The 20,847-nt window shown below is 72.0% G+C and carries 14 protein-coding genes and 1 pseudogene; 8 read left to right on the top strand and 7 right to left on the bottom strand.

Annotation, left to right across the window (positions count from 1 at the left end):
* Window positions 1-5 precede the first annotated feature (5 nt).
* Both ACZ4WQ_RS31275 and ACZ4WQ_RS31270 read right to left on the bottom strand, forming a co-directional pair.
* Entirely contained in the window at window positions 6-2,552 is a 2,547-nt protein-coding gene (locus ACZ4WQ_RS31275; protein ID WP_398373382.1) for a beta-L-arabinofuranosidase domain-containing protein, read from the bottom strand.
* Between the two features lie 225 nt (window positions 2,553-2,777).
* A complete protein-coding gene (locus ACZ4WQ_RS31270) occupies window positions 2,778-3,512 on the bottom strand; it encodes a Mut7-C RNAse domain-containing protein (RefSeq protein ID WP_311725445.1) in 735 nt (244 codons plus the stop codon).
* A gap of 131 nt (window positions 3,513-3,643) precedes the next feature.
* Between ACZ4WQ_RS31270 and stsA the strand changes: the two genes are divergently transcribed.
* The 5 genes from stsA (at window position 3,644) to ACZ4WQ_RS31245 (ending at window position 7,614) form a co-directional block, all read left to right on the top strand.
* Window positions 3,644-4,024: a StsA family sactipeptide RiPP gene (stsA, locus tag ACZ4WQ_RS31265; RefSeq protein WP_385336830.1), complete on the top strand. Its 381-nt coding sequence runs from the start codon at window positions 3,644-3,646 to the stop codon at window positions 4,022-4,024.
* Window positions 4,025-4,107: 83 nt separating this feature from the next.
* Window positions 4,108-5,526, top strand: a complete 1,419-nt coding sequence (gene stsB / locus ACZ4WQ_RS31260) for a StsB family radical SAM/SPASM domain sactipeptide maturase (RefSeq protein WP_385336827.1) — start codon at window positions 4,108-4,110, stop codon at window positions 5,524-5,526.
* Window positions 5,527-5,538: 12 nt separating this feature from the next.
* A complete protein-coding gene (locus tag ACZ4WQ_RS31255; RefSeq protein ID WP_398373377.1) occupies window positions 5,539-5,847 on the top strand; it encodes a PqqD family protein in 309 nt (102 codons plus the stop codon).
* The gene (locus tag ACZ4WQ_RS31250) at window positions 5,844-6,794 is read left to right on the top strand and encodes an ABC transporter ATP-binding protein (protein ID WP_398373375.1); all 951 of its coding nucleotides are present in this window, start codon (window positions 5,844-5,846) and stop codon (window positions 6,792-6,794) included. Before ACZ4WQ_RS31255 ends, ACZ4WQ_RS31250 begins: the two co-directional genes overlap by 4 nt.
* Complete coding sequence (locus ACZ4WQ_RS31245) at window positions 6,784-7,614, top strand: ABC transporter permease (protein ID WP_398373373.1); 831 nt, start codon at window positions 6,784-6,786, stop codon at window positions 7,612-7,614. Before ACZ4WQ_RS31250 ends, ACZ4WQ_RS31245 begins: the two co-directional genes overlap by 11 nt.
* A 24-nt stretch (window positions 7,615-7,638) precedes the next feature.
* On the opposite strand, the pseudogene ACZ4WQ_RS31240 reads toward ACZ4WQ_RS31245, so the two are convergent.
* A pseudogene (locus ACZ4WQ_RS31240) lies at window positions 7,639-8,643 on the bottom strand (LysR family transcriptional regulator); the annotation flags it as partial.
* A 47-nt stretch (window positions 8,644-8,690) separates the two neighbouring features.
* Here ACZ4WQ_RS31240 and ACZ4WQ_RS31235 point away from each other — a divergent pair.
* Together ACZ4WQ_RS31235 and ACZ4WQ_RS31230 are read left to right on the top strand one after the other, a co-directional pair.
* Complete coding sequence (locus tag ACZ4WQ_RS31235; RefSeq protein WP_468022606.1) at window positions 8,691-9,596, top strand: serine hydrolase; 906 nt, start codon at window positions 8,691-8,693, stop codon at window positions 9,594-9,596.
* Between the two features lie 73 nt (window positions 9,597-9,669).
* Entirely contained in the window at window positions 9,670-10,638 is a 969-nt protein-coding gene (locus tag ACZ4WQ_RS31230) for an MBL fold metallo-hydrolase (protein ID WP_398373369.1), read from the top strand.
* 30 nt (window positions 10,639-10,668) lie between these two features.
* Here ACZ4WQ_RS31230 and ACZ4WQ_RS31225 read toward each other — a convergent pair whose 3' ends face one another.
* Together ACZ4WQ_RS31225 and ACZ4WQ_RS31220 are read right to left on the bottom strand one after the other, a co-directional pair.
* A complete protein-coding gene (locus ACZ4WQ_RS31225; protein ID WP_311725602.1) occupies window positions 10,669-11,415 on the bottom strand; it encodes a YhjD/YihY/BrkB family envelope integrity protein in 747 nt (248 codons plus the stop codon).
* A 99-nt stretch (window positions 11,416-11,514) separates the two neighbouring features.
* Window positions 11,515-12,081 carry a nucleoside deaminase gene (locus ACZ4WQ_RS31220; RefSeq protein ID WP_398373367.1) on the bottom strand — a complete coding sequence of 189 codons (567 nt, stop codon included), beginning with the start codon at window positions 12,079-12,081 and terminating at the stop codon, window positions 11,515-11,517.
* A gap of 128 nt (window positions 12,082-12,209) precedes the next feature.
* Between ACZ4WQ_RS31220 and ACZ4WQ_RS31215 the strand changes: the two genes are divergently transcribed.
* Window positions 12,210-13,175, top strand: a complete 966-nt coding sequence (locus tag ACZ4WQ_RS31215) for an antibiotic biosynthesis monooxygenase (RefSeq protein ID WP_311725438.1) — start codon at window positions 12,210-12,212, stop codon at window positions 13,173-13,175.
* Here the strand turns inward: ACZ4WQ_RS31215 and ACZ4WQ_RS31210 are convergent.
* Both ACZ4WQ_RS31210 and ACZ4WQ_RS31205 read right to left on the bottom strand, forming a co-directional pair.
* A complete protein-coding gene (locus tag ACZ4WQ_RS31210; RefSeq protein WP_398373365.1) occupies window positions 13,168-14,703 on the bottom strand; it encodes a condensation domain-containing protein in 1,536 nt (511 codons plus the stop codon). The genes ACZ4WQ_RS31215 and ACZ4WQ_RS31210 overlap by 8 nt on opposite strands.
* On the bottom strand, window positions 14,700-20,438 hold the full coding sequence (locus tag ACZ4WQ_RS31205; protein ID WP_398373363.1) for a MupA/Atu3671 family FMN-dependent luciferase-like monooxygenase: 5,739 nt from the start codon (window positions 20,436-20,438) through the stop codon (window positions 14,700-14,702). Before ACZ4WQ_RS31205 ends, ACZ4WQ_RS31210 begins: the two co-directional genes overlap by 4 nt.
* Between the last annotated feature and the right edge of the window lie 409 nt (window positions 20,439-20,847).

Genomic DNA, 20,847 nt, shown 5'->3' with positions numbered 1-20,847 from the left:
AGGGGTCAGCCGTCGGTGCGGTGCAGCGCGGCGACCTCGGCGGCGGTCAGGGCGCGCCCCAGGACGCGGAAGTCGGCGACGGCACCGTGCAGATACGGGTGGGTCGGGTTCTGGGAGCGGCCGAGGTAGTTGCGGGTGGTGGCGCCGAGCAGCAGCGGTCCGGAGACCACCGCGTCGTTGCGCCCGGCCTGCTCGCCGTCCACGTACAGCACGCCGGTGCCGCCGCCGAGGGTGAGCGCGAGCTGGATCCACCGGCCCGGCTCCAGGGCGGCCGAGGCGTCGATGTAGTCCTCCGCCTCCATGCCCGCGATCTTCCAGGCGGCGCGGGCCTTACCGGCGCCGGTGCGCGGGGTGAGGAAGAGGTAGGTGTTCTTGTGGAAGCCGAGGTCGAAGACGCGCGCGGAGTTGGCCACGCTGTCCAGGAACACCCGGACGGAGAGGGTGAGTTCGGTGAGGCCGGTGAGCAGCCCCGTCGGCAGGGCGACATGGCCGTCCTTGCCGTCCAGCGCGACGGCCGCGCCGTGCGGCGCCGCGGTGGTCCAGGAGGCGCCACCGGCCAGCCGGGCGTCCGGGAAGCGGCGCAGCGCGTCCGCGCTGGTCGCCCCCGAGCCTTCGGCCAGCGGGAAGCGGGCGATCTCGCGCCGCCGCGGGCCGCGCGGCGGGACGGCGAAGTAGACGTTGTAGCGCTGGTGGTGCACCCGGTGGAAGGGCAGCAGCGGCACCCTCGTTCCCCCGGCGACCGCGGTGAACTCCGGCCCGCCGCCCAGCACGCCGGGCGGCCGCACCGAGGACGGCTCGATGTCCGGGATGGTGCGCGGGCCCGTCTCGCCGTACGCGCCCGCCAGCACCAGCGGGCCGTAGGACACCGCCTTGATGTGCGGGTTGTCCGGCGCCGGGCGCCACACCAGCTCGCGGGGGAAGGTCAGCTCGACGGTGTCGCCGGTGCGCCAGTGCCGGTCGATGGTCAGATAGCGGCCGGGCACCGGCCTGGCATCCACGGGACGGCCGCCCACCAGCACCCGGGCCCGGCGGTCCCCGTCCGCGAGCCAGCCGGGCACCCGCACCTTCAGGGCCAGCCGCCCGCCGCCCTCGGTGACGGTCAGCCGGACGGTGTCGGTGTCGGGGTAACCGCCGCGCTGCCGCAGCCGGAAGCCGCGCTCGGCCCAGGTCACTTCGGAGGGGATGAAGAGGTTGACGTACAGGGCCCCGGCCTTCTCGTCGCGGAAGTACACGGTGTCCGCGAACTTGGTGTGGGTCTCCAGGCCGGTGCCGTGGTCGCAGGAGAAGTTGTCGTAGTCGCCGCTGTAGCTGCCGGGCGCGGAGCCGAGGCCGCCCTTGGGCTGCCGGCGCGAACCGGCCCACAGACCGGTGTAGTACGTGACGAAGCCGTGGTCGGAGTCGGGGTCCTGCTCGCCGAGCATCTGGTTGTACAGGGTCCACTCGTAGTGGTCCATGTACGCGGCCCTGCCCGGGTCCTGGAGGAACAGCAGGCGGCCGATCTTGAGCATGTTGTAGCTGTTGCAGTTCTCGCAGGTGTCCTCCGACAGCCTGCTGACGACCTGCCCGGGCGGGCCGAAGAACTCCTGGTTGGAGTTGCCGCCGATGACATAGGAGTGGTCGCGCACGACGATGTCCCAGAAGTTCCGCGCGATCCGCAGATAGCGCGGGTCCCCGGTGGCCCGGTACTCCTCGGCCGCGCCCACGATCTTGGCGATCTCGGTGTTCGCGTGGCGCCCGTCCAGCTCGTCGCGCCCCTCCGCCAGCGGGCCGTACAGCGACTCGTGGTCGAAGCGGCGCGCCGTCCGCAGATGGGCGGGGTCGCCGGTGACCAGGTACAGGCCCGCCAGCACCTCGTTCATGCCGCCGAACTCCACGCCGAGGAGCCGCTGCATGGTGGCCTCGTCGAGCGGGGCGGTGCGGGAGTCGGCCCAGGCCGCCATCCCCCGCAGCACCTCCAGGGCCTGCTCGTTTCCGCTGAGCCGGTACTGGTCCAGCAGCCCGGCCATGATCTTGTGGATGGTGTAGTACGGGGCCCACGGCTTACCGCCCGCCTCGAGCTCGTCGAAGATCCGCTCGGGAAACGCCGACAGGTACCCGCTCCGGAAGCCCGCGCCGGGCGAGGCCGCCTGACACTCGGCGAGCGCCGCGACGATCCGGCGCGCCTTGTCCGCGTGGACCTCCTCGCCGGTGTTCGCGTGGGCGAAGGCCAGCGCGGAGAGCAGATGGCCGGTGGTGTGGCCGCGCAGCAGCACATTCGGGGCCTCCCAGCCGCCGCAGGGCTCGGCGGTGGAGGCCAGTCCGACATTGAGCCGGAAGGTGTGCAGCAGCCGCTCCGGGTCGACGAAGCGCAGATACGACAGGGTGCGCCGCATATTGGCCAGGAAGGGGCTCTCCAGCAGTCGCACGGCGGAGAGCGGGAAGGGGGTCAGCCGCGCGGGGGCGGCCTCGGCGGGTGCCTCCGCGGATGCCTCCGCGAAGGCGGGGGCGGGCAGCCCCACGGCCCACACGGCCGCGGCCGCGCCACTCGCGGCCAGCACCCGTCTGCGGCTCATACGGGACCCTGCGGCTGATCCGGATCCGGTCATGGCGGTGCGTCTCCTTCGGGGGCAGGGCGGGGCAGAGCGGTTCCCGGGACCGAAGTTGAAACGTTTCGATTTGGTTGCCAGGAAGCTATGGGCGCATAGCGGGGTGCGTCAAGAGTTGTGCCGCCCTAAGAAGTTGACACGATTCATACGGCGTGGTGGGTCCGGCGGGCGGAACGGCCGCCGGACCAGCGACTAACGCACGGCGGCGCCGAACTCCCCCACCGCCTGCTGGACGATCGCCTCCAGGCGGGCGTGGTGCGCGCCGCGCCAGTAGACGCGCTCGCAGGCCGTGCACTGGGCGAACACGTCGTAGGTGCGGCGTGTGCCGTGTTCCAGGCGCTCGCCGACGGTGTCCTTGTCGGCGTCCTCGAGCGGGCCGTTGCACGCGGTGCAGCGCGTCCAGGGGGCCAGCTCCGGGGTGAACCGGCCGAGTATGTCCCGCAGTTGGTCGTCGGGGCGGTCGCTGTAGACATACGCCCCGGCCCAGAGCTCGCGTCGGCGCAGCAGCCCGCGGTCCCGGGAGAGCAGCACCCGCCGCTGCGCCGCGGAGAGCGCGGCCAGGGCGGGGTCGCCGAGGTCCTCGCTCTCGTAGGCCGCGTCCACGCCCAGCAGTCGCAGCCGCCGCGCGAGGGTTCCCAGGTGCACATCGAGCAGGAAACGCAGCGGCGCGCCGGGCACCCGCTGCGGCCGCGCCACCGCGCACACCTCCACGGTCTCCCCCGCCCGCGGCACATGGGACACCGGGGTCTCGCGGCCGTCCACGAGCAACCCGCCGACCTCGGTGAGCGGGACGCCGAGCGACTCGATGACGTGTCCGAGCGTGGACGCGCCGTCGGTGACGACGGCCGTGCGCTCCCGGCGCCGCTCGGGGACGGCGAACATCCGCAGTTCGGGGGCCAGGCCGACATGGATCCGGGGTCCGTTCACATGGCCAGCATGCCAGAAAGTCCCGTCACACCCGTCACTTGCGTCACGCTCCGCGCTCTCCGCCGAATGCCTGAAAGATCGAGGCGCGGACACAAGGATCTCCCGGCCACGCGGAAACCGGCGGGAGGGTAATGGCGCGAATACTTCTGCCCGAACGGGCGCCCCAATCACGGGCCATCCGGATTTGCCTATTCCTGTTGACACCCACGACCAGCCACCCCAATGCTGTGAGGGTTCGGTGCAGATCCGCCGCAAACCATGCCTCCCCTTGCGATGGGAATACGCCATGCGCCCATCGTCCGGCGCGCCCGGAAATCGGGGCCGGGCTGCGTAGAGCGGTGACCTTAAGAACCAATCACAAGAAAGGACCAATCATGGAATGTCCTGCCTGGGTGAAGCCGGAAATGCTGCCCGTCGAGTTCGATGTGGACCAGCCGTGCTCCTGTGATTGTTCGGGCGGTGCCGGTGCCGGATCCGGTAACGCGGAGTCCGAGCCGAGACTCGACATCTGACCGACGGCTGTCGGCAGTCCCCGTCAGCCGGCAGGCGGGGCCCCGGCGCGCCCGGAGCCCCGCCTGCTCATCGGAGGTGCAGGATGAAGCTGCTGGAGCAGTGGCACGACCTGATCGTTCCGGAAGATCTCGTCTACTTCCGGTACTCGGAAAAGCGCCTGGTCACCAACCCCGAGCTGGCCGCCTGGTGCGTGCTGACCGAGCCGGAACTGGCGGTGCTCGAGGCGCTGAGCCGGGGCTGGAAGCCCCCGTCGCCCGGCGGTGGATCCGCCGAGGTGGAGCGCGCCCTGGCCAAACTGGTGCTCAAGTGGATCGTCTATCTGCCCGGGCACCGCCCGGCGGTGCGCCCTCCCAAAGGGAACCTCACGACCGTCTACTACGCGATCACCGACGGCTGCAATCTGCGCTGCCCGTACTGCTACGCCTCCTCGGAGAAGTGCCTGCCCGGGGAGTTGTCCACCGAGGAGTCGCTCGACCTCGTCGACCAGGCGGCCGACATGGGCGTGGAGCAGTTCATCTTCACGGGCGGCGAGCCCATGCTGCGCAAGGATCTGTTCCAGGTCGCCTCGCACGCCCGCGACCGGGGACTGACGGTCAACATGATCACCAACGGCACGCTGATCCGCACGGCCGAGATCGCGCGGCGGATCGCGGAGATCTTCGGCACGGTGACCGTGAGCGTCGACGGCGGCACCGCGGAACTGCACGAGCGGACCCGGGGCAAGGGCACCTTCGCCCGCACCGGAAAGGGTCTCGGGCTGCTCAACGACGCGGGCGTCGCCCCGGTCATCAACCATGTGGTCACCCCGGAAAACGTGGACGCCCTGGAGAAGGTCTGCGAATTCGTCGACGATCTCAAAGTGCGTCGCGTACGTCTCATGTATCACTCCGACCTCGGCCGTGCGGCCACCGACGGGTACGACTTCGGATGGCTGGACTTCCAGAAGATCCAGAATTTCTTCTGGACCAATCCGATGGCCGACAAGCTTCTCCCCGACGGCCCCAGGTCCAGCAAGCCGTGCTCGATCAAGGGCAACTGCGGTATGGGCGGAAATGAAATCTACGTAAATTCACTGGGCGATGTTTATCCCTGCAAACTGGTCACCGAGCAGATACACAAGGCCGGAAACGTCCGGCAGCGCCGGCTGACCGAACTCTTCGCGTCCCCGGTACTCGCCGACATGCGCGGCAACAGCGTATTCAGCGGCGAGAATCTCAAGGACTGCCGCCGCTGCTATATCCGGGGCGCCTGCGGCGGTGGCTGCCGGGCGTACCACATGGCGGAGACCGGAGATGTCAATCGCAACGGCCGGCATCTGTGCCGGATGCTGCGCCACTCCATGATCTCCAACTGGTGGCGGGCCACCGGAGTGTCCGGGCGCCAACTCGCCGAACACCAGGAGGAGATGCTCCGGCCCCATCTGGTCCGGGACGACACGGTCCACCCGGTGTACGAGGACTGGAAGACCTCCGGCCGCCGTCTCCTGCCGCTCGTCGACTGAAGGGAATCGTCCATGCGCTACCGGATCGCCCCCGACGTCGTCTGGATGGCCGACGACGGCGAAGTGCGGCTCTACGACGCGGGTTCGGGTGAGTTCCGGACCCTCAACAGCACGGGGGCCGAGCTGTGGATCCTCGTATCGGAAGGACAGCCCGTCAACGCCATCACCTCGGAGATGGCGCGGCGGTACGCCGCCGCCGACACCGGGCAGACCGACGTGGTCGTGCAGGACGTGCGCGACTTCCTGGACGCGCTGGCCGGGCAGGGGCTGCTGCTGGCCGATGACGTCACCCCGTCCGGGACCCCGGGCCCGCCGGCATGACGCCCGCGGTCCACGCTCATGACCTGGTCAAGCGGTACGACGGCATGGACCGGGACGCGGTGAGCGGGCTGTCCTTCGACATCGAGCCGGGCGCGGCCATCGGGTTGCTGGGCCCCAACGGGGCGGGCAAGACGACCCTCATCAAAATGATCTGCGGAGCCACCGTGCCCACCCGGGGCGCCGTCGAGGTGTTCGGGGCCGATCCCGCGGCGCCCAGCGGAGTCACCAAACGCGGGATCGGCGTCGTCCACCAGAGCGGGCCGTTCGACATGATGCTGCCCGCCCTGGACAACCTGCGTATCACCGCCGCGTACAAGGGACTGCGCTGGCGCGAAGTGCGACCGCGGGTGGACGAGCTGCTCACCGCCTTCGGCCTGGACGGCAAGGTCCGCCAGCTCGTGTTCACCCTCTCCGGAGGGGAGATGAGGCGCCTTCAGGTCATTCGCGCGCTGCTCGGCGACCCGCCGCTGCTCCTCCTCGACGAGCCCTCCGCCGGGCTGGACGTGGGCGGCCGCCTCCAGGTGTGGTCCCTGCTGCACGAGCTGCGCCGCCGACACGGCACCACCATGCTGTGGACCAGCCACTACGTGGAGGAGCTGGAGCGCAACTGCCAGCGGGTCCTGGTGGTCAACCACGGCAGGCTGGTCGAGTTCGCGGCCCCGCGCGAGCTCGCCGACCGGTTCGGCGGCCAGGTGGCGCTGGTGCGCCCGGACAGCCCGCGGGACACCGACGGGCTGCTGGCCGTGCTGGGCCGGGGGCGGCCGCAGCTGCGGGTGACGGCCGGCGACGGACATGTCGAGGTGCGGGGCCAGGCCACCCGGACCCGCCTGCCCGCGCTGCTCAGCGACGCGGAGGCGCTGGGGATCGGCGTCGGGCCCGTCGAGTACCGCACCCCGTCGCTCGAGGACGCCTTTCTCACGCTCGTGGGGGCCGGACATGACGGCTGACCTCGCCCCGGGGCCGTCCGGGGAGACCGCCCCGGCACCGGCCCCACCGCCCCGGCCGCGCGGCGATGTCGCGGCCACGATGTACCGCGAGTACCTCCTCCTCACGCGCAACCGCACCAACCTGCTGCTCGCCATCACACCGAGCGCCGTCTATCTGCTCCTGTTCGCCACGTCCCTGTCCCGCCTGGTCGGGGATGTGCGCTACGAAGGCCGTGTCATCAGCTATCCGGAGTTCGCTGTTCCAGCGCTGCTGCTCTCGTCGATGCTCGCGGCGGCCACCACCGCCGGCACCTCCCTGTTCCAGGAGCGCCTGGGGCGGATGGATGTCGAGCTCTGGTCCTACCCCTTGCGGCGCGGCAGCTATGTGGCGGGAAAGCTCCTGGTCAGCACGTTGCTCATCCTTCTCCAGAGCCTGGCCGCGCTGGGCGTCTCGCTCCTCGTGTTCACCTTCCGCTGGCCGCCGAGCCACTGGGTGTCGGTGCTGTGCGGGATCGCCGTCGCCTCGATGGCCTTCAACGGCCTCTATCTGCTGCTCGCCACCCTGTTCAAGGACTTCCAGCGCTTCTCGGTGACCATCAACGTGCTCGCGCCCACGCTGCTGTTCGCCAGCCCCTCGTTCTACCCCGCCGCACAGATGGCCCCCCTGCTGCGCTGGCTGTCATGGGCGAACCCGGTGACCTACGGGATCCGCTGCATCCGCGACGGGGCCCTCTTCGGGTTCGGCGCCGCCTGGCCCTGGTTGCTGATCCTGCTCGGCATCGCGGCCGTCGCCTGGGTCCTCATCGGACGCTCCCTGATGGCGCGCGCCCGCGAGATCTGACGCCGAGGCCCGGGGGACGGCCGGCTCGAACACCACCGACCACGGCCTCGGCCGTCCCTCGTACCACTCCCCACGCCGCTCCTCGGCTCGCCCCTCGTGCCGCTCCCCGGCCGGGGCCGCGGGCAGCCGCCGGGCCGTCGTCGTGTCGCGGGCCACCACCTCGGCCGCGATGCGCGCGAAGCGCCGGGCCGCCGGGTGGGGCCGCTGCTCCGGCCAGACGGCGGACATCTGCTGGATCAGCGGGCGCCCCGCCAGCGGACGCCACATCACCCGCGGTTCCCGCCCGGCCACGCGGCCGTCGTCGAAGGCCACCCCGCACCCCGCGGAGACCAGGCCCACCAGGAACTCGGGGTTGCGCGCGTGGCGGACGGCGGGCGGGGCGAAGCCCGCCGCCCGGCAGAGGTCGAGCATCCGGTCGTACCAGCCGGGGGCGCCAGCCCGGGGAAAGAGCACCAGGTCATGGCCGGCCAGGTCGGCCAGGGACACCTCGGGCAGCCGGGCGAGCGGGGACGTACGGGCCAGCACCACGCCCAGCTCGACCCCGACCATGGGGCCGAGCGCCAGATCGGTGGCGTCCCCGCACTCGACAGGATGCTGCACCCAGCCCACATCGAGCTGTCCGCAGGCCAGCAGCCGCAACTGCTCGGCGGTGTCCACCTCCTGGAGATCGATCCGCAGCCCCGGACACCGTTCGGCGCACGCCGCCAGCAGCGCGTGCAGCGTACGGGCGGGCATCTGGGGCGGCACTCCGGCCCGGAGGGTGGCCGGCTCCCCGGTGCGGGCGCGGCGCATGACCGTACGCAGCCGCTCCTCACGGGCCAGCAGCTCACCCGCCTCCTGGAGCAGCAGCGCACCGGCGGCGGTGAGCCGCACCTGGCGGCGGGACCGGTCGAACAGCTCCACCCCCATCTCGCTCTCCAGCCTGCGGACGGCCTGGCTCAGCGGGGGCTGCGCCATGCCGAGCAGCTCGGCGGCGCGGCTGAAGTGCAGCTCCTCGGCGACGACAATGAACAGCCGCAGGTGGCGTATCAGATCCACCGGGCGACCATACGTGACGCGCGAGAGGGACCGTGGCATTGGCTTCGACCGAGGAGAGAATCGAGGACAAGGTAGCGGCGGTCTTCGAGGCCGCGGGGGCTCGTGGACGGCTGCACGCCGTGGGGATCGGCGGTGGGCGGGAGGTCGCGGTCGGCGCGGACGAACCGGTGGTCATCGCGTCCGTGTTCAAGATCCTGCTGGTGCTGGAGTTCGCCCGGCAGTCGGCGGCCGGTCAGCTCGACCCGCGGGAGCGGGTGCTGCTGACGGCGGCCGACCGGCTCGGTGGCTGGGGCACCGCCGGGTGCCTCGACGACGTCGAGATGTCGCTGCGCGACCTGGCGTACTTCGCCCTGTCGGTGAGCGACAACACGGCGGCCGATGTGCTGATGCACCGGGTGGGCCTGGACACGGTGCGGCTGCTGGCCGCCGAGCTCGGGCTGGAGCACACGGTGGTCGTGGGCGGCCCCCGGGAGCTGCTGGAGTCCATGCTGGAGGACGTGGGCGCCCGCGACGAGGCCGAGTTCGCGGCCGTCTTCCCCACCCTGGGCCCCGAGCGGGTGCGGGGGCTGCGGGTGCTCGACCCGCGGCGGACCACCAGCAGCACGGCCCGCGACATCACCCGGCTGCTGGGGCTGATCTGGCGGGACGAGGCGGGGCCGCCGCAGGCGTGCGCGCGGGTGCGCGAGCTGATGGCCCGGCAGGTCTTCCGCCACCGGCTGGTCTCCGGGTTTCCCGGCGACGTACGGGTGGCCGCGAAGACGGGGACCCTGCCGAGCCTGCACATGGAGGCGGGCGTGGCCCACTACCCGGACGGCGGGCGGTACGCGGTCGCGGTGTTCGCCGAGACCCGCGAGCCCGGCACCGTGAACACCGCCGTGGACGCGGCGATCGGCCGGGCGGCCCGGCTGGCCGTGGACCACCTCAGAGGCTCTGACCTGGCGTGATATCCACCCGGATATCGATGGGGAGAGGTTTGGATCTTGGACGGGGCCGGTCGGCGCCTGCTCTGCTGTGGCCATGAACGACGAGAAGACACCACGTTTCAACCGCCGTCTGCTGTTCCGGGGAGCCGCCGCGGGGGCGGCCGTCCCGATGCTGTCCGCGGCCCCGGGCGCGGCCACCACCCCGCGCCGGCCCGGAAGCCGGACCGGAAAGGCGTCGGGCGCGGAGTTCCGCTGGCTGGGGACCACCGGGTGGCGGATCGACTTCGACGGGCGGACCGTGCTCTCCGACCCCTATCTGACCCGCTTCAAGACCGGCCTGTTCGAGGGCTCCTTCAACGCCCGCACCGAACTGGAAACCGACGAGGCGCTGGTCGGCGAGCACATCGGCCGCCCGGAGCTGGTGCTGGTCAGCCACAGCCACTGGGACCACTTCAACGACGTGCCGTTCATCGCCCGTTCCACCGAGGCGCGGATCGTGGGCACCGAGACCACGTACCACCTGCTGCGGGCCTTCGGGATCGACGCGAGCAGGATGATCGTGGTCAAGGGCGGGGAGGTGCTGGACTTCGGCGGATATGTGGTGGAGGTCGTCTCCAGCCGCCACAGCCGCAACAAGGCCCAGAGCTACTTCGCCCCGGGCACGCTGAACGCCCCGCCCGCCGCCCGGCCGGAGACGATCTCCGACCTGCCCGAGGGGGACACGCTGGCGTTCCAGGTGACGGTGGGCGACGGCCCGTCGGCGTTCCTGATGGGGGCGAGCGACTTCAGCGCACGGGACGCCGAGGGCCTGCGGCCCGATGTGGCGATGGTCGCGGTGCCCAACAGCGTCTCGACGCACCGCTATGTGCCCCGGCTGCTGAAGACCCTCGGATACCCGGGCACCGTCGTGCCGGTGCACTGGGACGTGTTCGAGAACCCGCTGAAGGACGGCGCTCAGGAGGACCCCACGATGGACCTGGCCGGCTTCCGGGACCAGGTGCGGGCCGCCGCGCCGGGGACACGGATCCTGCTGCCGGACTACCTGACCTCGTACCGCTTCTGAGCCGAACGTTGCGGACCCGGTGGGCCGGCGTCAGGCCTTTCCGTGCCGGCGCCGGTTCACCAGCAGCACCCACTCCTCGTGCAGCACCCTGCCGAGGAGCGCCCCGCCGAACACCACGAAACCGACGCCGACCAGCCAGGACTGGACGACCAGGACCGTGCCGACCGGGCCGTAGGAGACGGCGCTCGACGCGATCAGCGGCGAGAACACCAGCCGGGAGAAGATCCGCAGACCCAGCAGCCCGGCCGCCGTGGCCACCGCTCCGGGCAGCAGGGGGCCCCAGCCGATCCGGCCGCCCAGCAGCACCCGCTGAGACCACCAGAAGAACGTCACCGTCCCCACGATCCCGATCCACAGCCGCCACCCCGGAGTGAGATGCGAGGACACCAGGAGGTAGCCGATGAGCACCGCGAGCCACACCAGATGCCGCCAGACGGTGTGCCAGCGGCCCGGGGACAGTTCCCACACCTTCTCGTAGCCGGTCTGCACCGCCGCGCCGAACCGGAGGCCGAAGACACACAGCGTGGCGAGACCGAAGGCGGTGGTGGTCTCCAACGCCTGCCGCGGCGCCGCGAACAGCCGCCGCACCTCGTCCCGCGACTCCTTGGACACCCCGAGGCCCTCGGCCAGCCACTGGGGGAAGCCCTGGGGATTCACCGGGTCGGCCGCGGCGACCACGATGAGCAGCGGTACGAGGGTCAGAAACCCGAGCGCGGCGAACCCCATGGCGCGGTGGAGCAGTTCGAACTCGCTGCCGCGCCGCCACCCCCGCCCCATCGCGGAGGCGTGGAACCCGTCGTGCAGCCGTTTGAAGAGTGATGGGTGGTCGTCCTGGTCCTGTGGTGATCCGCCGTCCCGCGGCGTGGGTCCGGCCACTCAGTACGGGTGCCGGTCCGGCTTTTCCATCCACGCCTGGTAGGCCCCGGCGCCCAGCTCCGGGTGGATCTGCTCGATCCGGATCCTCCGCTCGTCCAAGGGCCGCTGGAAGTCCTCGTACTGGAAGGAGTCGTCGAATCCGATCTCGCGGGTGGCGGCCACATCACAGCTGTAGAAGACGTTGTCGATCCGCGACCAGTAAATGGCGCTCATGCACATCGGGCACGGCGCCCCGCTGATGTAGATCGAGCAGCCCTGGAGCATGCGCGCGCGCTCGGGCACCACGTCGGTGGATCCCTCGGGGCGGGGCACGTACTGGAGCGTGCTCTCGTTCTGGTGCTCCTCCGATATGGTCGGCGCTTCCGGGTTGAGCACCTGGGACGCCTTTCGGATGGTCTCCACTTCGGCGTGTGCGGTGGGATCGCCGGTGAGCAGCACGCGGTTCTGCCCCCGGGCGAGGATCTCGCCGTCCCGGGTGAGGACTGCCCCGAACGGCCCGCCCCAGCCCTTTTCGACCGACTCCGTGGCCAGTCGCACGGCTTCAGCCAGGAACTCCTTGTTCCCCATCTCGAACCTCCGCTCGGCCGCTGCCCGGGTTCCGCGCGGGACACCATACCATTTGGTCCACTATTGCCCCGTTATTCGCTCAACTCACGGTTTGCGCCTTAAATCCCCTTTGAAATACGCTACTCCATATGAGTGCCCGTGCAAGCCAGGGCTCCGAGGGGACCGGCGCCACGGTCGTGACCTCGCAGAAGGTACGGCCCGGCCGCACCGAGGAGTACCAGCGCTGGCAGGAGCGGACGGACCGGGCCGTCCGCGACTTCGAGGGCTTCGAGGGCACCGAGCAGTACCCGCCGGACTCCGAAGAGGAGAACGAGTGGGTGGTGGTATTCCGTTTCTCCCGGATCGATCAGTTGACGATGTGGCTGCGGTCCAGCGTCCGGCGGAAGCTGCTCGACGAAGGCAGCGCGCTGTTCGAGGAACCACCCACCCAGGAGGTGCTCAGCGGCGGGGCCCCGGTCCGGGAGGCCGTCACGGCCGTGATCTCGCACGAGGTACGGCCCGGCCGGGAAGCGGACTTCGCGCGCTGGCAGCAGAAGATACTCAGGGCGCAGCAGAAGTGCCCCGGGTTCATGGGCTCCGAGCTCTTCGAGCCGGTGGCGGGGATCCAGGACAACTGGGTTGTGGTCTTCCGTTTCGACACCCGGAAACACCTCGACGAGTGGCTCGGGTCCGACGCCCGCGACAAGCTCCTGGATGAGGGGCGGGAGTACTTCTCCACGTACGACGTCCGCAAAATCACCTCACCGTTCAGCGGCTGGTTCCGTTTCGGAGAAGGGGAGCAGGACGGCGTTCCCCCCAACTGGAAACAGGCCATGTCGGTGGTGCTCGCCCTCTATCCCACCGTCATGATCCTCAACCTCACCGTGGGTCGCGGGCTCGACTCGCTCGGGACGCCCGGGTATCTGGCCCTGTTCATCGGAAACGTACTGAGCGTCAGCGCCCTCACCTGGCTGATGATGCCGCTGGTGAACCGGGCGCTCGCCTTCTGGCTGCTGCCCGGGCGGGCCCGCACGGTGGGTGTCCACGTGGCGGGCGCCGCACTGGTGACGGCGTGTTACGCACTGCTCATCGTGGTGTTCGGGCTGTTCACCTGACACCTGCGCCCATGCCGGGCAGCGAGTCCAGCGGGGCCTCGAACCGATTGCAGACGGCGTCGAGGACGGCGGCGTACCCGCCGAGCCACCCGTCGGCGGTCGACGGGTCCCACAGGTCGGTCGCGTACTCGACGTACAGCTCGTAGGTGTCGCCCTGGGGCACGACCCCGAAGCTGCAATCCCTGCGCGCGCCCTCCGTCGGCTGATCCATGACCTCCGCCCGGATCCCGGGCAGGTCCAGGGTCAGGTCGAGGGAGTTCTGGAAGGTCATACCGATCGGAAACGCCCCGGGCAACCGCAGCCCGTACTCCTCCAGCAGGCCGCGGCGGAGGGCGGACAGCGGCAGCAGATGGTCGATGCCCTCCACGGTACGGCTGACCACCTGGTCGACCAGGTCCGCGAAACGGGCGGCCCGGTCCAGACGCAGCCGCAGCACCACCCCGGTGGCGGTGGTGGTCACCAGGTGCTCCATGTTCCCGCGCGGCCGGTTGGCGTAGTTGGTGACGACGGGCAGGTCGTCCCGGCCGGTCAGGCTGGACAGCAGGACCGCGAAGGCGGCGGTGGTCACCGCGAACGGGGTGACGCCACGCTCGCGGCACAGCGCGCGGAGGGCGTCGGCCGACCCCCGCTCCAGGGTCAGCCGCGCAGTACGGCCGCGGCCGCTGGCCCGGGGCGGGCGGGGGTGGTCGAGCGGCAGGTCCAGGTCGGCCGGCAGATCGGCGAACCGGCCTGCCCAGTAGGCCAGTTCACGCCCGTTGCCGCCCGGCCCGGCCGCCTTCGCGGCCTGTTCCCGGGCGTAGTCGGTGCACTGCGCCACCCGTTCGGGCAGTTCGGGCGGGCGGCCGCAGACCGCGGCCCGATACAGCTCGGCCAGGTCGCGCAGCAGGACCGTCACCGCCCAGCCGTCGACGCAGATGTGGTGGACCACGAACATCAGCACCCAGGCGTCGTCGCCCGTGCGCAGCAGGCTCCACGCCGGCCAGGTGCCGGAGGTGAGGTCGAACGCCGTGTCGACGGCGGCCGCGCACTCCTCCTCGACCCGCTCGGCCCGGCGCACCGCGTCCAGGCCGGTCAGGTCGCGCACCGGAAGCGGCACGGACCGGGGGGCCAGCACCTCCTGCCGCCACCGCTCCCCCTCGACCTGGGCAAAGCGGCAGCGCAGCGCGTGGTGCCTGGCCACCAGCCCGTCCAGCGCGGTGTGCAGCGCGGCGGGGTCGACCGGCCCGGTGAGGGAGATCCGCAGGGGGATGTTCCACACCTGGGGCACGGGGTCCTGCCGGCTCCGCCCCAGCAGGCCGAGTTGCTGGACGGACACCGGGGCGGTGGCCACCACCGTGTCCCGGCCCCGGTCTTCGAGTTCGAGGCGGGCGAGCAGTTCGCGTTTGTGGCGGGTGAGCGCGGCCAGCACGTCGGGGCCGAAGGCGTCGCGCGGGGCGTCGTACCGCAGCCGGTGGCCCTTTCGGGCCAGCACGATGCCGTGCGCGGCGACGTACTCCAGCAACTCGTCCACGGTGGCGTCGGGGGTCATATCTCCCCCCGGACCCGCGAGGGCTCCTCCGCGGTCTCCGCGGTCGCCGCCAGAGCCTGGGTCATGGCCCGTACGGTCGGCCGCTGGTAGAAGCGGACCATCGGATACTCGGCGCCGAGCTCCTCGCGGACCCGGTGCAGCAGCCGCATGGCGGCGATCGAGTCGCCGCCGAGCCGGAAGAACGAGGCGTCCGGCCCGATGCGCGCCGCGTCGAGCCCCAGTTCGGCCGACCACAGGGTCACCAGCGAGGCCTCGGCCTCGGCCTCTCCGGAGATCTCGTACGGCATGGCCTCGTCCGGTGGCGTGTCATCGGTGACGGCGGTATCGGGGTACGGCACGGCATCGGCGTACGGCACAGCCGCCTCGGGCAGCGCGCCGCGGTCCAGCTTGCCCTGTGCGCTCAGCGGCAGGGCGTCGACCACCGCCCAGGCGCGTGGCACCAGGTACTCCGGCAGCCGCTCGGCGAGGCGCCCGGCGACCCGCCGCAGGAACGCGGCCTCGTCGGCGGGCGCGCCGCCGTCGGGGACCACATACCCGGCCAGCCGCGCCTCGCCCCGGCCGTCGCGGACGGCCACCACCGCGGCCTGGCCCACCTCCGGCAGCTCGCGCAGCACTTGGGCCGCCTCGCCCGGCTCCACCCGGAAGCCACGGATCTTGACCTGGTCGTCGGTGCGACCGACGAACTCCAGGGCGCCGTCCGGGCGGCGCCGGGCCAGGTCGCCCGTCCGGTACAGCCGCGCGCCGCCGACGAGGCCGTCGAGGAACCGCCGCGCGGTGTCCTCGGGGCGGCCGAGATAGCCGCGTGCCACGCCCGGGCCGCCGATGTACAGCTCGCCCGGGTCACCGTCCCGGACCGGCCGCAGGTCCTCGCCCAGCAGATACAGCGAGGTGTTGTCGATCGGCCGGCCGATCGGGATGGGCCCAAGGTCGCTCCCGGCGTCGGCGACGGTCGCGGTGGTGACCAGGACCGTGGTCTCCGTCGGCCCGTACACATTGACCGTCTCGTACGGCACCCCCGGGCGCGGCCTGTGGCGCATCACCTCGCCGCCGAGCGCCAAGTGGCGCAGCGGCGGCTGAAGGTGGACCGGCAGCGCCAGGACGGATTCGCCGAGCGCGGTCGGCAGCATGGAGAACGTCACCCGCTCCTCGCGGTACCAGCGGGCCAGCGCGGGCGGGTCGAGCCGGGCGGCCTCGGGCGCGACGGCGATCGACGCGCCGGAGGTGAGGGCGGGCCAGATCTCCAGCACCGAGGCGTCGAAGCTCTGGCTGGACACGACGGCGGCGCGGTCGTCGGGGGTGAAGGCGAAGCGCTCGCGGTGCCATTGGCAGAGGTGGGCGACGTTGCGGTGGGTGACCATCACCCCCTTGGGACGTCCGGTGGTGCCGGAGGTGTAGATGACGTAGCACAGCGAATCGGGGCCGACGGGCCCTTCCGGACGCCCGTCCTGAACGTCCTCCAGCATCTCCGCTGCGGAGATGTCGAGGACGCTGACGCCGTCGGGCAGAGCGGGCAGGGCGGGCGCGTCGCCGCGGGTGAGCACGGTGCGGGCGCCGCAGTCCGCGAGGATGGCGCCCACCCGCTGCGGGCCGAGCGCGGGGTCGAGCGGCAGATACGCCCCGCCGGTCCGCAGAACGGCGAGCATCGCCACGACGAGGTCCGCGGAGCGCGGCAGCCACAGCGCGACCACGCGCTCACCGCCCGGAGCGCGGGGCTCGGCCGCGCGGAGCCGGGCGGCCAGGTGTGCGGCGCGCGCGTCCAGCTCCCCGTAGGTGAGGCGCGTGGCGCCGTCGGACACCGCCAGGCGCCCCGGGTCGCTGCGGACACGGTCGGCCACCAGCCCGTGCACCGTCGCGTCGGCCACCGGTCGGCGCGGCCCCGCGCAGGCGGGCGCGGGGCCGGCCGCCCGCGACAGCGGGTCGGCGGGGTCGCGCACGGCGGCTTCGAGGATGTCCCGGAAGCGGTCGAAGAAGTGGTCGACGGTGGCCGGGTCGAACAGGTCGGTGCGGTATTCCAGGTGGCAGCCGACACCGTCCGGGCGGGCGGTGAAGTACACCGTCAGGTCGGTCAGCGACTTGTCCGGGCGGTGGTTCAGCGCGGTGCTGTGCACCCCGGGCAGGTCCAGCGCGAGCGGTGGGCCGCTCTCGTACTCCGCGAGCACTTGGAAGACGGGGTTGCGCGAGGCGTCGCGGGGCGGGGCCAGGGCCCGTACGACCGCATCGAACGGCGCGGTGGCGTGGTCGTAGGCGTCCACGGCGGTACCGCGCACCCGGGCCAGCAGCTCCTCGAAGGCGGGGTCGCCGCTGAGGTCGAAGCGCAGCGCGACGGTGTTGAGGAAGAAGCCCACGAGGTCTTCGGTGCCCTCGGGCCGGTCGGACACCGGGGTGCCGACCACGATGTCCTCCTGTCCTGTGACCTCGCGCAGCAGCGTGGCGAAGCCGGTGAGGAGCGTCATGAAGAGGGTGGCGCGGGACCGGCGGCTCAGCTCGCGCAGCTGCTCGGTGAGGTCCTTGGGCAGGGTCCGGAAGACGGTCCTGCCACGGGAGGTCATCACCTCGGGGCGGGGCCGGTCGGTGGGGAGTTCGAGCACCGGTGGCTCGCCGCCCAGATTCTCGGTCCAGTACGCCAGATCGCGGGCCAGGGCCGGGTCCGAGTCCCCCACGGCCGCCCGGTCCCGCGCGAACTCACGGTAATTGGAGTGCAGTTCGGGTGGAACGGCGACGCTGCCACCGTCCAGTGCCGCGCGGTAGAGGAGGGACAGATCTCGGGTGAGCACGGTGACGGAGTGGGCGTCGGCAACGATGTGGTGGAAGGAGAACACCAGTACATGCCGCGCCTCGCCCAGCCTCAGCAGCCGGAACACGAACAGCGGGCCGTCGGCGAGGTCGAACCGGCGCGCGCTCTCGATGGCCATCGCCTCGCGCACGGCGTCCTCCTCCGGCGTCCCCGCGCGGTCCACCAGCGCGAAGTCGGGCGCCATGCGATCGCGTACGACCTGTCGGGGCTCGCCTTCCAGGGCGGGGAACACCGTGCGCAGCATCTCGTGCCGCTCCGCGAGACCGGTGAGGGCGTGGCGCAGGGCGGGGAGGTCGAGGGGGCCGTCGAGGCGGATGGCGGTGGCCTCGTTGTACGCGGTGCCGCCGGGCAGCAGCCGCTCGTGCAGCCAGATGCGCCGCTGGCCCGGCGAGAGGGGGGCGGGCGGCGCCGTGGCGACGCCCCCGGCGGCGTCGGTCTTGGGGAGCCCGATGGCCTCCGCGGTCTCCGGGTGCAGGGCGCGGCGCAGCCGCTCCAGGTGGGGCAGCCCGGCCCGCAGCCGGTCCGGGGACACGCCGAAGTCGACGAGGGCGGCGATCTCGTCCACGCCCGCCTCGCGCAGCGCGTCCACCACGGGCCGGCAGCTCTCGGGGCTGCCGATGAGAGAGCGCTGGTCGCAGTAGCGGCCGTAGGCGCGGCGAAAGATGGCGTCCAGCGTCTCGTCGCCGACACCGTCGATGTCCACGCTGTGGCCGAGGCTGTTCGCGACCTGCCCGAACAGGGACAGGGATGAGCGCATATAGCGGGAGAGGGGTGCGTAGGCCTGGCGCCGGGCCTCGTCCGGGTCATCGGTGAGGTAGGTGTGCAGCAGCACGACCACGCGCCCCGCGTCCGGGTCGAGGCCGTGTTCCTCGCGGGTCCGCCGGTACAGGGCGATGTGTTCCGCCAGTTGTTCCGGGGACTGGCTCATCAGGTTGGTGACCACGCCCATGTCGTGCCGGGCCGCCCGGGCGTACGAGTCGGGGTTGCCGACGATGGCGGTGAACATCGGCGGGGTGTCCTGGACCGGGCGGGGAAACAGCCGGACCTCGGTCTCGCCCGCGCCTCCGGGGCGGCGCAGCGGCTCGCCCCGCCACAACGCCCTGACCTGCTCGGCCTGCTCGTACATCAGCTCCTTGTGGTGGCCGAACCGTTCGGGGAAGAAGACGAAGTCCCGGGCGTGCCAGCCGCTCGCGCAGCCGATGCCGATCCGGCCGTGGGAGAGGTTGTCGGCCATCGACCACTCCTCGGCCACCCGGATCGGGTCGTGCAGCGGGAGGACGACGGAGCCGGCGTTGAGGCGGATGCGGCTGGTCTCGCGGGCGAGGGCGGAGGCGAGCACGGCCGGGTTGGGGAAGGGCCCGCCGAAGGTGTGGAAGTGGCGCTCGGGCAGCCACAGGGCGTGGAAGCCGTGGGAGTCGGCGAAGCGGGCGGCGTCGGCGATGAGTTCGTAGGAGTCCTCGGGGGCGGTGCCCTCGGGGTAGTCGCCGAAGAAGTACAGGCTCACCTCGGGCGCGGGGCGCGGGGCGGGCTGCCGTGCGGCGCGCGGGCGGGCGGGTTCGGGGGTGGTGCGCGGGAAGAAGCCCGCCCGGCGCAGATCGAGCAGCGAGCCGGTGACCGCGTCGGTGATCCGCTCGATGTCGTGGTCGGTGTGCGCGGTGGAGAGGAAGAAGTTGCGCCACTCCCACACGTGCACACCGCGCAGGAGCAGGTGGTAGTAGAACAACTCCATGTCCGCCCGGTGTTCGAAGCGGAACATCGAGCCGAAGTGGGCGAGCCGGAGCGGGAACTCCTCCTCGGCGAAGAACGCGTTGAGCGTGTCGGCCAGGTGCTGGGTGCGGGCGTTGAGCCCGCGCTGGAGGTCCGGGCCCTGCTCCTTGAGGTGGGTGAGCACGGCGCGCGCGGCGGCCATCGAGACGGGGTGCTGGAGGTAGGTGCCGCCGAAGAAGGTGGTGTCGCGGGGCGGGTAGCTGTCGTCGCCGTAGCGCCAGAAGCCACCGTCGACCCCGTCGAGGAGGTCGGCGCGCCCGGCGATGGCGCCGATGGGGAAACCGCCGCCGAGGACCTTGCCGTACGTGGCCAGATCGGGCACCACGCCGTACAGGTCCTGGGCGCCGCGCTGATGCGGCCGAAGGCCGGTGAGCATCTCGTCGAAGAGCAGGACGATGCCGTGGCGGCGGGTGAGTTCGCGCAGCGAGCGGACGAACGCAACCGGCTGGAGCGCGGGGTTGCGGCTCTGGACGGGCTCCACCAGCACGGCGGCGATGTCGCCCGCCGACTCCTCGATCAGCCGCAGGCTGTCCGGAGCGCCGTAGTCGAGGACGAGGAGGTCGGCGACGGCGTGGTGCGGGATGCCGGAGGAGACGGGGACGGTCTCGCGTCCCGCGCCTATGGTTCGGCCGAGTACGTTGTCGGCGTGTCCGTGGTAGGCCCCCCGGAACGTGACGATCTTGTCCCGGCCGGTGGCGGCGCGGGCGAGCCTGATGGCGGCGGAGTTGGCCTCGGTGCCGGAGTTCGCGAAGGCGACGCGTTCCATGCCGGTGAGTTCCGCGAGGAGCTCCGCGGCCTCCCCGGCCTCGGGGCCCCGCGGGCCCAGGCGCAGACCGTCGGCCAGATGCGCACGCACCGCCTCGGTGACGAACTCCGGCTCGTGGCCGAACAGCAGCACCCCGAAACCCATGGTGATGTCGACGTACGCGTTGCCGTCGATGTCCTCCAGCCGCGACCCGCGGGCCCGCCGCGCCGCCAGCGGATACAGCATCTCCTTGGTGGCGCTGCGAAAGCCGACCGAAGCCCGGCTGTCGGCCAGCGCACGGCGGTGGCGCTGGGCGAGCTCCCTGGAGGCCGCGGTCCTGGCCGTATAGCGGCGTATCAGCTCGTCCGCGTGAGCGCGCGCCGCCTGCCCGCCTTGGGCCGCCATCCCGGCCGTACGGGGGACGGACACGCGGGGACCGTGGACGTGAGGTGCGTTGTCGGTGGCAGCCGACTCCGAGGCGGGGAACGCGGGCGCGGCGGACGTCGGGGCAGACGTGCCCGACGCGGACGCCGACGGCGCGGGCGCGGCCGACACGGCCGTCGGCGGTACGGGCGTGGCCGGTGCAGACGCGGGCGACGCGGAGGCGGTCGGCCCGAGCGCACCCGGCGCCGACACGGCCGTCCGCGATGCGGGCACATCCGGAGTGGACACGGCAGACGCGGACGCTGCCCGCGCGGACGCACCCGGTGGCCACGCAGGCGCGGCCGGTGCGGGCGCCGACAGCGCGGATGTGGCCGACGCAGCCGTCGGCGATGCAGTTGCAGCCAGCGCGGACGCTGCCTGCGCAGACGCAGCCGACACGGCCGTCGGCGGTACG

The organism is Streptomyces sp. NPDC028305, assembly GCF_055569495.1.
Note: the sequence above shows the minus strand (reverse complement) of the source record. Positions and strands in the feature narration are given on the sequence as shown.

Bases quoted from the DNA above. Each gene is read 5' to 3' on its own strand.
- ACZ4WQ_RS31275 (WP_398373382.1), bottom strand. From the start codon at position 2,552: ATGAGCCGCAGACGGGTGCTGGCCGCGAGTGGCGCGGCCGCGGCCGTG.
- stsA (WP_385336830.1), top strand. From the start codon at position 3,644: ATGGCGCGAATACTTCTGCCCGAACGGGCGCCCCAATCACGGGCCATC.
- stsB (WP_385336827.1), top strand. From the start codon at position 4,108: ATGAAGCTGCTGGAGCAGTGGCACGACCTGATCGTTCCGGAAGATCTC.
- ACZ4WQ_RS31255 (WP_398373377.1), top strand. From the start codon at position 5,539: ATGCGCTACCGGATCGCCCCCGACGTCGTCTGGATGGCCGACGACGGC.
- ACZ4WQ_RS31250 (WP_398373375.1), top strand. From the start codon at position 5,844: ATGACGCCCGCGGTCCACGCTCATGACCTGGTCAAGCGGTACGACGGC.
- ACZ4WQ_RS31245 (WP_398373373.1), top strand. From the start codon at position 6,784: ATGACGGCTGACCTCGCCCCGGGGCCGTCCGGGGAGACCGCCCCGGCA.
- ACZ4WQ_RS31230 (WP_398373369.1), top strand. From the start codon at position 9,670: ATGAACGACGAGAAGACACCACGTTTCAACCGCCGTCTGCTGTTCCGG.
- ACZ4WQ_RS31225 (WP_311725602.1), bottom strand. From the start codon at position 11,415: ATGGGGCGGGGGTGGCGGCGCGGCAGCGAGTTCGAACTGCTCCACCGC.
- ACZ4WQ_RS31220 (WP_398373367.1), bottom strand. From the start codon at position 12,081: ATGGGGAACAAGGAGTTCCTGGCTGAAGCCGTGCGACTGGCCACGGAG.
- ACZ4WQ_RS31215 (WP_311725438.1), top strand. From the start codon at position 12,210: ATGAGTGCCCGTGCAAGCCAGGGCTCCGAGGGGACCGGCGCCACGGTC.
- ACZ4WQ_RS31210 (WP_398373365.1), bottom strand. From the start codon at position 14,703: ATGACCCCCGACGCCACCGTGGACGAGTTGCTGGAGTACGTCGCCGCG.